A 13,704-nucleotide genomic window follows, 5' to 3' on the forward strand; every position below is an offset into this window, starting at 1 on the left:
CATAAGTTATTGCTTTTTTTTAGGATAAAAGCTTTATTAATTGTCTTACTATTTCCTTTTAGAGAGAAGTAATTATCCATTATCCATTATCCATTAATAAAATAGCAGTTTCTAAACGAGTAGCTAATTTGACTATATCATCTTTTCTAGCAATAACTTCTATCCACTCTTTTGGCATATTTTCTATACCATAATAAATTCCAGCCAAACCTCCTGTTACTGCTCCAGTTGTATCTGTATCTTCCCCTAAATTTACTGCTTTTAGAACAGCTTCGGCAAAAGAATTTGTAGTTAATAAACACCATAAAGAAGCTTCTAATGTATCTAATACATAACCACCTGCATGAATTCTGGTTACAGGTAGAGTTTCAATTTCTCCATCCAGTACTTTTCGGAAACGAGATATCTCTTCTGCATACTTTTCTTGTGAATATATTTGTTGAATATTTTCAATTCCTTGTAAATATGCTTTCTTTACTTCTAAACCTTCTAATAAACAAATAGCTATACTAATATAAATACCACAAGCCATTTGTGACCTTAAATGACCATGAGTTACACAAGAACAATCATGAACTTGCTGAATTAAATCTGGAAATTCAAGGTTTTTATAGTTATAAGCTAGGGGTAAAATTCTCATTAGCGAACCATTGCCATTATTTCTATCTTCTTTACCTCCAGCTTCTATTGCTGAGACACCTTTTTTAATCCGAGAAATAGCTCCAGCAGTAGTACCTCCAATATCAAAAACTTTACCATGAGGAGTCCAATAATCTTCATAACGCCACCGATAAAAAGAGTGAGCGATCGCTTCTAAATCAAATCCTTCACACAGGCATTCAGCTAAACATAATGTCATTGAACTATCGTCTGACCAGGTGCCTGGTGGTTGATTATGTGCGCCATAACCAATCATTTCTGTGACAGGTTTAATTGTTCTTTCGTTGCGACTGGAAAATTCTACAGGTACGCCTAAAGCATCTCCAATACACACGCCCATTAAACCTGATAGTACTTGGGAATTATTCATAATTTAATCTTAAAAGAGGGAATAGGGAATAGGGAATAGGGAACAGGGAAAAATAATTGATAATTTATGGATAAGAATTGATTTTATTTTTAATTTTTGGAGATATCTAGCCGAGTTTTTTGTGTAAGTTCTTGTAAGTTATCAGAAATTTTCATTGGTGGCAAATTAGGATTTTCTAGGCTACGAATTTCTGGAGGCAAACTAGCAACAGAAGCAGCAGTACGTTTAGCGATCGCTTCTAGATTTTCCGATTTTTGCACTATTTTCCCATCTTTAACTACTTGTGACATTAATTTTATGAAAGAATCAGTCTGATGTTCTGTTTGATTCGATACATCTTCGTCCATTAATCCCAAATAATCCTGTTTTAACTGACCATTTTCCAGATATCTATATATTTGTTTTCGACCAGGATAACTCACCTTTCCCGTAGCATTTTTCATCACAGGAATGCCGTCTATTTCTACTAATTTATAAACTCCATTGACAGGGGCACCAGTTACCAACTTAGTACCAATACCATACCCATCTATACAAGCATTCTCCCGCTGAAGTCTAGCTATTTCCCACTCATCTATATCTCCACTAGCAAAAATAGCCACTTCTGGTAGTAGCGATCGTACCTCCTGGGATAATTGGACTAAATTTCCTGAATCTAACCTTACCCCACTTACCTGTATTTCATCCTGCTTAACTCGTTGTGCCAATAAGCGAGTAGCTGCCGATGTATCGTAAGTATCAATCAATAGGGGTGCTTCAGGAAAATATTTTTGAAAAGCATGAAAAGCATCCTCCTCCGTACCTTCAACAGCAGATATTGCCATCACCAAAGCATGAGCCATTGTTCCTACAGGTTTGCGACCTAGTTTCAAAGCTGCCAGAACATTAGAAGTAGCATCCATCCCACCTGCTAAAGCAGCACGAGCTGCCCAAATACTAGCTTGGGGACTAAATGCACGTCTGGTGCCAAATTCAAATAATTTTGCTTCATGGCCTGCAATATCGCGCATTCTAGCTGCTTTTGTGGCAATTAAAGTTTGGTAGTTGAGAGTATTCAATAGATATGTTTCCACTAACTGTCCTTGCCAAAGTGGAGCTTCTATCCGCAGTAGGGGTTGGTTCGGAAATATGGCTGTTCCTTCTGGTACTGCCCATACATCTCCAGTAAATTTAGCCTCTGCCAAAACCGACCAAAATTTATGAGGCACATTGGCAAATATGCCAGTTGACTGTAAAGCCTCAATTTGTGCGGAGCTAAATCGAAATTTTTCTAAATAGTCTAATGCTTCTGCTAAACCCATGGCAATGAGATAGCCAAAACCTACCGGGAGTCTTCGCACAAATATCTCAAAATTAGCTTGCCGTTGGTCTATTTCCTCCCCAATATAACAAGCTGTCATTGTTAATTGGTAGAGGTCTGTTAACAAACTGTAATCTTCTGGCGAGAGAGAAAGTTCTTGATCTTCTTGTGTCATTGGACAACTTTTTAACTAAGCTCTTAATTTTAATTATAGTAATTTTTACTATATCTGTCCAGTGGATTTTGATAATTGTTCGTAAAACTATCAGTAACTCTTCTACTTATTTCACTTCTAAAGTTATTTCTAGCTAGATAAAAACTGTATCTCAAAATGTAAATTCAGCCATCAGTCATCAAAATAATATGGGTCTAAAACCCCGCTTTAAAAGGCGCAATATTTTTGGGGCCTTGCTCAAATCCCCCAAACATAAATTCTAACTTCTGACTTCGTTAAGGAGCAAGTTTAGGAATCATACCATCCTACGGGAAGCTCCGAAGATCGACAACTTTTTATACCCTTAAAATAAGAGGCTTTAGACCACAATTTTTAGGTAAAAATAATTAAAAAATTTAGAGAGAATTACAAACTTACTGCAAAAGTATGGTCCTTCAACCTGAGAAAGAATTATATCAAATCTTAAAAGTCTTGCTATATCTCCTTGAGAGTAGGCAGTAGGCAGTAGGCAGTAGGGTTAAAAAATATAAGATATCTTGGTTTAATACCGATAATCGTTATAAACATTACTGAACTATTATTATTATTTAATAACTGAAGTCGTCATGAAGCATAGCATTATTTTTGGGAAATGGTATTAGATCAAATCCGGTAGTATCGGTGTAATAAGATAGTGAATCAGAATCCAGCAATTCTGCAATCCAGAACTCAGAAGATAAGAGAACTCAGAATTCTTTCCGCTTTGGGTAAAGATGGAATATTTTTTTATACCGAATTAAACGGATTTAATATGTAAGCATTCAGCTATTAGCCGTCAGCTGTCAGCAATAAGACCCTGTATTTTAGGACAGGGTTTAAATGAATATAGACTTTAGAGCTGACTTTTGTAGTAAGATTTTTCGCTTCTCAATTAATAAAGCTTTTATCACTAACTAAAAGCAATAGCTGATAGCTGATAGCTGACGGCTGTTTGCGCAGCATTCCGGAGGAAATGCTTACTTTAATATTATTCATTATCTGCACTCAATGCTGACTGCTAAAAGCTGTCTGCGCAGCATTCCACAGGAAATGCTGACCTCAAAATTTTATTAGCGATAAATATAGTAACTTTAATAATAATTAGCCTTGCATTTAATACTTTTGTAGTCAATATGTTATACTACAGTTTAAAGATAATATAGATAACCATGTGAGTTTTTTTACCTAAAATAATACAAGTTTAAAGTAAATTTTTCTAAAGATAAAACCTAAATTATTCACACTTTATATCGATTCCTGTTGGAAGTAGTTGCAAAATAATACAACCTCCAAACAAATGTTACAACTATCATCAAATCAGAAAAGAAGTAGCTAGAATAAAAGTGTTGAGGAAAGAAAAGTTTTATTGACAAAAAAGGGGTAACAATTATGAATATTTTCCAATCTATTGAAGAGGCTGTTGTTTATATCTCAGAAGCAATTAGTCGCATTTTTGGTCCTAGTGATGATATGTACCCAATGATTGGTGTAAATCCTTTTGAAGGAGATCCTTATCGCGGACCTAATTGGGCAGAATAGTAAGCTAAGACGTATTTTAAATATGTCTTAGCAAGTCAGAAGTTAGAAGTCAAAAGTCAGAAGTAATAAGGGTTATCTTTTTAATTAGGCAAATAACAAATTAAGTGGTTTAAATGCACAACAGCTTACAAAAAGTTCAGTAAAATTGTTAAGCGTAGTAGAAAAAAATAAGTTCTGTCATAACTAATAAAATCAAATCAAAATTAACTAACCATAATTTAGAGACTTTGTATACAAAGTCCACACAGTTTAATCAGAAAGAAACAAAGTTTATTATGGTTTTTCAATAAGACTTGATTTTATTAGTTTGAAAACCCATCTTTCAGTAAAAAATGAATCTTTGCAGAAAAGGTAACCTATCTTTATACTTCTACTTCCTTTTTTTCTCAAACAAGAATTCCAATGCAAAATATGTAACACCAAGCGTGATAAATGTTTGTTACAAATGGTAGGGATATTGCATGCAACATCCCTACGAAAGAAAGAAGAGGGAAGAAGGAAGAAGGGTTAAATTTTGAAAAAAAGGGAAAAAAGATATAGATAACTATCTCAAATAAACTGGATCGGCTATTTTTAAGCAGATCCGATCGATATCTACCTTTTTGTAGCATTCTTTTTTTAAACTGGTATAAAACCCAAATTTTCCTTTTCCCTACCTCTATAAAAATTGATTTAACGCAAAGCATAAAGCAGCACTACCCAGTGGCACAGTTAAATTATCAATACCAACTTTTGATAGAGTCTCCAAAGCAGTAGCACCTAACGCCACAAGAATAGCAACTATCCAGGTTTGCCAAATATTGCCTTGCACTGCAAAAAGAATCAAACTGCAAATAACATAACTAACCAAACACATAGTTAAGGAACCCTCCCAACTTTTCTTCATCCCCCAAACTTGATAAGGATGTTGGCCAAAATTTTGACCAATAACAGCAGCTAAACCATCGCCCCAAGCCATAATTAAAATACCCAGGGCAGCATATTGAGGTTGTTTGAGAAACCAAAAGCAACCGATAAGAATGCCAATGCTAAGTGCATAGAAAAATGTGCCTAAACTTTTGCGCCCCACACTATTAACACTGGGAAGAATGGGCAGTCGATAGGAAATTAAAGCGATCGCTGCTGAAAGAATTCCAGCCATAATACCTATCCAGGCAGGAATTTGTAACCACCAAGCTAATAGAATTACATTACCTGTGCCAATATGAACTACTTTTCGTGATATTTCTGGGTCTACTTTGGCAAAGCGGTTAAGTACTTCAGCAAAAATTAAAATAATTCCTAACCATGCTCCGACCAGAAAAACTTGGACAAAAATATTGGGAAATGTACTGATTATTGCCACTATTAATTATATAAATTCTTAACTTAATTCAACAGAAATAATATTACCAAATAATATCAGGACTTATGCAAAATATCGTCAACATTCAGCTATCAGCAATGTGAGTAATAGACATCTCCAGAAAAGAAGGAACAGGGAGAAATAATTGACCATTTATGGATAATAATTTATTTTTTAATTTCCACACCTATTATACCAATTCCCAAAAATAATGCTATACTTCCCGTGGGACTTCAGTTATTAAGTAATAATAATGTTTGAATCATGTTTGTAAGTATTCTCGGCATTAAACCAAGATATCTTATCTCTTTTCACCCTACTCCCTACTCCCTACTCCCTACTCCCTACTGTCAAGGAGATGTAGCAAGACTTTTGAGAAATGGTATTAGACATCTGGTGATAATCAAAAACTAAATCAATCCCATACGCATAAATCATCAATTATTTCCCCCTACTGCCTACTGCCTACTGCCTACTCCCTCTTTTCCGGAGAGGTTTATTTCTAATCAATAATTACTTCTAATACCAAATTCAAAAAAGGCAGTTACATCTTAATTTGTGATTTCTTCTTAAAAGAAAAAATTATAAATTCCATAAATTCTAAAATTTCCACCTTTTTTCCTCTTTAATATTTATGTTTTTCTTTCTCTGTTCCCTGTTCCCAGCTCCGGTGTTCCCTGTTCCCTGTGTCCTCACGCTTTGCAATATTTTATGAAATTGGTATAAGAGCTGATAGCTGACTGCTGACCGCTTAATGCTTACAAATGCAATATTTTATGATAGTTAAAATTATGAAGTAGTTTAGTTGCTTCGTAACTATCCACTGGCTTTGAAAATAAATATCCTTGTCCCTTTTCACATTGAAGTTGCTTGAGTTTTTGTATTTGCTCTTGAGTTTCTATTCCTTCTGCAACGATCTCTAAACCTAAATTATGAGCTAATGCAATAATCGCACTGACAATTTTTAACGACTGACCAGTAACATCCGAATCTAATAGACTAACAAAAGAGCGATCGATTTTTAGACTATTAATTGGGAATTGGTGTAGATAACTTAATGATGAATAACCTGTACCAAAGTCATCAATTGATAATTTAATATTTCTATCTTTCAATTGATTCAATACTGTGGTTGCTAAAATCACATTTTCCATAATCACTGTTTCAGTAATTTCTAGTTTCAAACAATTAGGTTTACAGTCTGTTGCTTGCAAAACTTCCTCAATTTCTTCTACTAAATTTGGTTGTGAAATTTGGTGACTAGAAATATTAACACTCATAGTCAAATTGTAATTAGGAAATTCACAAGCAGAATTAAACGCAGGGCAATTAGTATCACATTTACCATTACCATTTTTAATCCGGGATAAACACTTAGCAGTTAAAGATGTTTCTTGATGTTGATGCTTAAATTCCTTCTGCCAAATATTTAATTGATGACAAGCAGCTCGTAATACCCACATTCCTATAGGAACAATTAAACCAGTTTCTTCTGCTAAAGGAATAAACTGTCCTGGAGAAATCAAGCCTTTAGTTGGATGTTCCCAACGTATCAAAGCTTCAAAACCTGTAATTTCACCTGTAGATAAACAAATAATTGGCTGGTAATTTAAGATAAATTGAGAATTAGCTGGATCTTGTTTAATCATTTCTACAGCTCGTCGGAGGTCATTTTCTAGCTCCAGCAAAGATATAGCTTGGTCGTGCATGATCGCATCAAATACTTCATGTCTTGCTTTACCAGAAGCTTTAGCCCTATACATAGCAATGTCCGCATCTCGTAGCAAATCTTCTGGACTATTGTAGATAGGACAAATAGGGGGATGATTTTCATCAGTATGATTAGCAAAATTTCCGCGACTGTGAACAATGCCAATACTAGCTGTAGTAAAAATTTCATGTCCTTCAATATAAATAGGTTTAGCAAGTTTTTGATTAATTTGATGAGCTACTCTAGCAGCATAGCTAATATCGGGCGGATACTCTAATAAGATTGTAAATTCATCTCCTCCTAATCTCGCCAGAGTGTCAGATGCTTTAATACAACTCTGTAGTATCTTGGCGATCGCTATTAATAGTCGATCTCCTATATAATGTCCCAAGCTATCGTTAATTACTTTAAACCGATCCAAATCTAGAAAAAGAACAACAAACTCATAATCTAAATGTTGTCTAGACCGACGCAGTGCTTGTTCTAATCTATCAAATAGTAAGGTACGGTTTGGTAAACCTGTCAGTGCATCATGAAGAGCTTCATGAAGCAGTTTTTGCTGTGCTTGTTTGCGTTGAGTGATATCTCTAATAATTATTTGTACTGCCGCCTTGTCATAATAAGTATAGGGTATTCCAGTTATTTCAACATCTATAATTGTTCTATCCAGAGCAATCAACTTTTCTTCTTCTAAATGTGTTTGTTGTCTTTGGTGCTGAACTTTTTGCAGTCTCTGTTTCTCTACTTCTATGTAATCTGGATGAATAAATTTCCATATTGATTGACCGATAATTTCTGCTGGAGATTTTGCACCAAGTAACTGAGCGCCTGCAGCATTAATATAGACAATTTTTTCCATCCAAATTACTGATATCGCTACAGGCGAATATTCTACTAAACGACGGTAACGTTTTTCGCTTTCTCGCAGTAACGCTTCAGCTTGCTGGCGTTCTAACTCTATTTGATGAGCTGTAATAAATCTACTAATGCCTTGAGCTATTAATTCAATAATTTCTTTTTCATAGTATTCAAATTCTGTAGTTCTTGCTTGAGGACATAAGAAACATAAAGTACCATATATTTGATGATTTACAAATATTGGAGTACCAATATAGAATTTGATTGGCATACCTTTTGCTTCCGAGGAGTCTAAATCATAAATACAGATTGTTCTTTGTTCTTTTACTACTTTGTTACATAAAATATCGCATAAATTAAATTTTATTCCCGGTACAAAATAATCTTGTTTTGATTGTACAGCTCTAATAATATAGAATTCTTCCTTGACTTCACCAATAATACCAGTATCCGTGCCGAAAATTTCACAACCAGCTTGGAGATAATCAGCAAAAAATTCCTCTATATTAGAATAATTACAAGTAGCAATTCTATGTAGTTGCTTCAGACTAGAACTAAATTTTTCTAAAGCTTGGGACTTAATAAATAATTCTGCTTCCCAACGGAATCTTTCTGTAACATCTGTTTGAATACCAATAAAATGTGTTAAATGCTGCTGAGAGTTGTAAACTGGTGCAACAAAGAGTTCATTCCAAAAATATGTGCCATCTTTCCGTACATTTTGCAAAATAACATGACATTCTTGACCATGTAAAATTGCATTTCTTAACTTAGAAATTGCTGGTTGATTTGTTAATTTTTCCTGCAAAAATAGACAACTTTTTCCAATTAGTTCTTCAGTTTGATAACCTGTGATGCGTTCAAAACTAGGATTAACATAGATAATGGGATTATCTGGCTGAGTAGCATCAGCGATCGCGATGCCATTGTTACTGCTATCAATAGCCCGCTTCATCAGTTTTAAGTGTTCCTCATTAGCATGACGCTCAATAGCAATTGCGATAATATTGGCGACCGCTTCGAGAAAGTATATTTCATCCTGGGTAAATTCTCGATGCTCACAACTATGAACCCCCAAAATACCCCAGACTTTATGAGTTTCTTCAGGAACAGTTGTTTTATATGCTTTAATTTTCAAGTTAGGTATGATGAGAGTAGCACCACTAACTATGTGATGGTTATGTAGTAGAGGAGAACCAGAAAAGCTAGTTTCCACACGAAAGTCTTCAATTATAACTGGTTTATTAACAAAAAGAGTATAACCAGCTTGAGACTTTTCTTTAGCAGCAGTAACCGTCGCTTTACCAACCAACCCTTTTTTCCAACCTAATCCAGCACAAAGGAGCAGAGCATTATTTCCTGGTAACAACTCTAGAATTTGGCTAAATTTTACATTTAAAGTTTTGGCAACTATGGTGGTGGCTGTATCGAGAAGTGTATGATAATCTGATGTTGCTATAGCTTTTTGCCCTAACAATGCTACTGCTGCTTGTTGACGTTCGCGAGATTTGAGACGGTCTAAAAGTAGATATTCGTTTACTTGTGCTTGCTTTTGCTCTGTAATATCTCGGTTAACTCCTATAGTTCCAACTATGTGATGAGATTTATTTAGCATCGGCACAACTGTCGTTTCACATACACCTTCACTGCCATCTTTGCGAATGAAGTTTATTTCTCCTACCCAGCGCCCATTTTCCTTCATCTTCTTGAGAATTTCCTGAGTTAACACAGGAGCTTCTTGTGGCTTGTGTAAAATGCCTGGGGTCTTACCCAAAACTTCAATTTTGCTATAGCCAAAAATTCTAGTTGCTCCTGGGTTCCAATCAATAATATGACCATTAATATCTGTAAGAATAACCCCATCATAGATATTCTCAAAAGTTAAAGCTTGTCTCTTTAGTGACTGTTGGGCAAATTTGCGTTCTGAGATGTCCAAAAATATTGACAGTATTGCATTTTCTCCATTAAACTTTATGGAATGCATTGATACCTTAGCCCAGAACTGTGTGCCATCTGCTTTTTTTAAGTACACTTCACGGTCGCGCACGACATCTCCTTGATGCAGATTTGCGAGTAACAATTCGCATTGTTGAGGATTGCAGTAAAAATCTGATTTGGGACGACCAATTAATTTTTGACCAGTTAGTCCAAAGGTGAATTCAAAGAGTTTATTATTGAAAAGTATCACACAATCAACGGTACGGCTAATTACTATTGCTACTGGCATTACTTCAGCAATATTTTTCCACAATTCTTCATTTTGTTCCATAGCTTACTAAACACCTATATTTTAACTTTTAAATTTTTTTATAAAGTTATCTTTAAATTATTGATTTATTTTAATCTTATTTTGATTGTATTTTCTAATTTTTTTAGTTACTATGTTATACAATTGATTTAAAATACAGCATATTTCAGGCTAATATGCTATAATAAATGGGTAAATACTTTGTGCTTATTCGCTACCCTAATTCCCATCTTCCCTGCTATTCCCTAAAACAATCAACGTAAGTACCTCATAACTTTGGAAACTGCTGTAGTTGGCTATCCCTAATTATAAAAGTTACATTTATTAGATTATCAAATCAAATAGCATCTGAAAAATTATCACACCCTGACCTATAACCTAAAAATTATCTTGTGATAAATTTTTAATATTACAACACAGATTTAATTTTAATCTAAAAAATTAAACTTTCAAGTAATTTGTAAATTTTTCTTAATAGACTTTATGAAGATTTATGAATTTAAAAATGGTAAATTTTAGGGGATATCTAAAACATAAATGGTGAAGTTATCTATGTAAGCGATCGCTATCACAAAAAGGCAATAGTAAACTTTTAAAGAGTTTTCGGGTAAGGATAGGAAACAGGGTTTAGAAATGTCAAACACCTTAATGCGTAGTGCTATATCAGTTGTCACAAATAGTCAGCAACCGATCCGATGTGGAATAATAGACTAAAATTATTAGAAATCTCCAAAAATCAAATCCATATCTTATCTATAAATTATCAATTATTTCTACCTGTTGCCAGATAAGCTGTTGCCTCTTTTCTAGAGATATCTATATGTATAGTTAATACTTTTTTCACTTCGCTCCTTCTGAGCTTTATACGTCACCAATCCGGCGACTCCCCTATCTGACTTCCGTATACTTCTTCAAGTCGGTAGCGATCAAAAATTAGCTCTATCATATAACTATAGCATAGCTGAAATATTTATATAAAATTTTAATAACTTGATAAACAATAGTCTGTATAAAATAGACAACTGAGTAGTATTGAAATCCACTGTTTTTTTAGTTACGTTACCCTTTTATATTGATATTGATGGGATATTGCATCAAAGATATCCCTGAAAAAAATATCTAAAGTATTAGAATTGACAATGTAAACCCGGAGGACACCCAAACAATGTTAGACAACTATAACAATCATGTTAAACAACGAGCAGATTTAGGAATCCCACCACTGCCACTAGATGCCCAACAAACATCAGAATTATGTGAACTGCTGAAAAATCCACCAGCAGGAAAAGAAGAAAAATTAATGGCATTACTGCGCGATCGGGTACCGCCAGGAGTAGATGAAGCAGCTTATGTCAAAGCCGGATTTCTCACAGGTATTGCCAAAGGAGAAATTACCAGTCCTCTAATTACCCCCATCTACGCAGTGGAACTATTAGGAACAATGGTCGGCGGTTATAACGTTCAATCTCTGATTGAGCTACTCAAATCAGAAAATTCTGAACTAGCAAACACAGCAGCTAAAGCTTTAAGCAAAATTCTGCTAGTCTACGATGCCTTCAACGATGTTATAGAATTGGCACAAACCAACCCCTACGCCAAACAAGTAGTAGATTCTTGGGCAGCAGCAGAATGGTTTACCACTCGCCCCCAACTCCCAGAAAAAATAACCATCACTGTCTTCAAAGTTCCTGGCGAAACCAACACTGACGACCTCTCACCAGCTCCCCATGCCACTACCCGCCCCGACATCCCTCTCCACGCATTAGCGATGCTAGAGTCAAAAATGCCAGAAGGGTTGAAAACTATTGCGGAATTAAAACAAAAAGGTCATCCAGTTGCCTACGTTGGAGATGTAGTCGGTACAGGTTCATCCCGGAAATCTGCCTGTAACTCAGTGCTATGGCATATTGGAGAAGACATTCCTCATATTCCCAATAAGCGATCGGGTGGCTATATTCTCGGTGGTAAAATTGCTCCGATTTTCTTCAATACTGCCGAAGACTCCGGTGCATTACCCATCGAATGTGATGTTACCAAAATGGAAACAGGAATGGTAATAACTATTCATCCCTACAAAGGCGAGATAAGCAACGAAGCAGGAGAAATAATTTCCACATTCACCCTCAAACCAGAAACCATTTTCGACGAAGTACAAGCAGGTGGACGTATTCCCCTATTAATTGGGCGTACCCTCACTGATAAAACTCGCAACGCTCTAGGATTAGAAACCAGTACTGCATTCACCCGTCCCCAAATGCCAGCAGAAACAGGAAAAGGTTTCACCTTGGCACAGAAAATGGTGGGTAAAGCTTGTGGTTTACCAGGAGTTCGTCCGGGAACAGCTTGCGAACCATTGATGACAACAGTGGGTTCTCAGGATACTACCGGACCTATGACCAGGGATGAAATGAAGGAACTCGCCTGTTTAGGTTTCAGCTCCGACTTAGTAATGCAGAGTTTTTGTCATACTGCTGCTTATCCCAAACCAGTTGATATTAAGACTCACAAAGAGTTACCTGATTTCTTTTCTGCTCGTGGTGGAGTAGCATTGCGTCCGGGAGATGGAATTATTCACTCTTGGTTAAACCGGATGTTGTTACCGGATACAGTGGGAACAGGGGGCGACTCTCATACTCGTTTTCCTCTGGGAATTTCCTTTCCTGCGGGTTCTGGTTTAGTAGCATTTGCAGCAGCTCTGGGTTTAATGCCATTGGATATGCCAGAATCTGTTTTGGTTCGGTTTAAGGGTAAGTTACAACCGGGCGTAACATTGCGGGATATTGTCAATGCTATTCCTTATGTTGCAATTCAAAAAGGGTTGTTAACTGTTGCGTTGGAGAATAAGAAGAATGTATTCTCCGGACGAATTATGGAAATGGAAGGTTTGCCAGATTTGAAGGTTGAGCAAGCTTTTGAATTGACTGATGCAACTGCGGAACGTTCTTGTGCTGGTTCGACAATTAAGTTGGGTACGGAGACTGTTTCTGAGTACCTGCGTTCTAATATTACTTTGTTGAAAAATATGGTGGCACGGGGTTATCCAGATGCACGGACTATTATGCGTCGGGTTGCCAAGATGGAGCAATGGTTGGCAAATCCAGAGTTGATGTCTGGGGATGCTGATGCAGAATATGCGGAAGTTATTGAGGTAGATTTGAATGAGATTAAGGAACCTATTGTGGCAGCACCCAATGACCCGGATAATATTAAATTGATGTCGGAATGTGCGGGGGATAAAATTGATGAAGTGTTTATCGGTTCCTGCATGACAAATATTGGTCATTATCGCGCTGCTGCGAAAGTATTGGAAGGTGCAGGGCGAGTCAAAGGTGTATTGTGGATATGTCCGCCAACTCGTATGGATGAGAAACAGTTGCGGGAGGAAGGAATGTATGGTGTGTTTGCTGCTGCTGGTGCGCGGACGGAAATGCCTGGATGTTCTTTGTGTATGGGAAATCAAGCGCGTGTTGAAAATGGGGT

7 protein-coding genes are annotated in these 13,704 nt (G+C 36.1%); 3 read left to right on the forward strand and 4 right to left on the reverse strand.

Annotated features, from left to right (window positions below):
* Nucleotides 1-79: 79 nt before the first annotated feature.
* The gene (locus tag AC3DU7_RS10025) at nucleotides 80-1,030 is read right to left on the reverse strand and encodes an ADP-ribosylglycohydrolase family protein (protein ID WP_488039208.1); all 951 of its coding nucleotides are present in this window, start codon (nucleotides 1,028-1,030) and stop codon (nucleotides 80-82) included.
* Between the two features lie 89 nt (nucleotides 1,031-1,119).
* Complete coding sequence (locus tag AC3DU7_RS10030; RefSeq protein ID WP_488039209.1) at nucleotides 1,120-2,505, reverse strand: nicotinate phosphoribosyltransferase; 1,386 nt, start codon at nucleotides 2,503-2,505, stop codon at nucleotides 1,120-1,122.
* Nucleotides 2,506-3,912: 1,407 nt separating this feature from the next.
* Here AC3DU7_RS10030 and AC3DU7_RS10035 point away from each other — a divergent pair.
* Nucleotides 3,913-4,062, forward strand: a complete 150-nt coding sequence (locus AC3DU7_RS10035) for an isochorismate synthase (RefSeq protein ID WP_488039210.1) — start codon at nucleotides 3,913-3,915, stop codon at nucleotides 4,060-4,062.
* A 658-nt stretch (nucleotides 4,063-4,720) separates the two neighbouring features.
* Here AC3DU7_RS10035 and AC3DU7_RS10040 read toward each other — a convergent pair.
* A complete protein-coding gene (locus AC3DU7_RS10040; protein WP_488039214.1) occupies nucleotides 4,721-5,410 on the reverse strand; it encodes a diacylglycerol/polyprenol kinase family protein in 690 nt (229 codons plus the stop codon).
* A 261-nt stretch (nucleotides 5,411-5,671) separates the two neighbouring features.
* Between AC3DU7_RS10040 and AC3DU7_RS10045 the strand changes: the two genes are divergently transcribed.
* Entirely contained in the window at nucleotides 5,672-5,821 is a 150-nt protein-coding gene (locus tag AC3DU7_RS10045) for a hypothetical protein (RefSeq protein WP_488039211.1), read from the forward strand.
* A gap of 344 nt (nucleotides 5,822-6,165) precedes the next feature.
* Here the strand turns inward: AC3DU7_RS10045 and AC3DU7_RS10050 are convergent, their stop codons facing one another.
* Complete coding sequence (locus AC3DU7_RS10050) at nucleotides 6,166-10,245, reverse strand: PAS domain S-box protein (protein WP_488039212.1); 4,080 nt, start codon at nucleotides 10,243-10,245, stop codon at nucleotides 6,166-6,168.
* A 1,144-nt stretch (nucleotides 10,246-11,389) separates the two neighbouring features.
* On the opposite strand from AC3DU7_RS10050, the gene acnB reads away from it, so the two are divergent.
* On the forward strand, nucleotides 11,390-13,704 hold a 2,315-nt coding region (gene acnB / locus AC3DU7_RS10055; RefSeq protein ID WP_488039213.1), incomplete at its 3' end, for a bifunctional aconitate hydratase 2/2-methylisocitrate dehydratase.

This window comes from Okeania sp., from assembly GCF_983059655.1.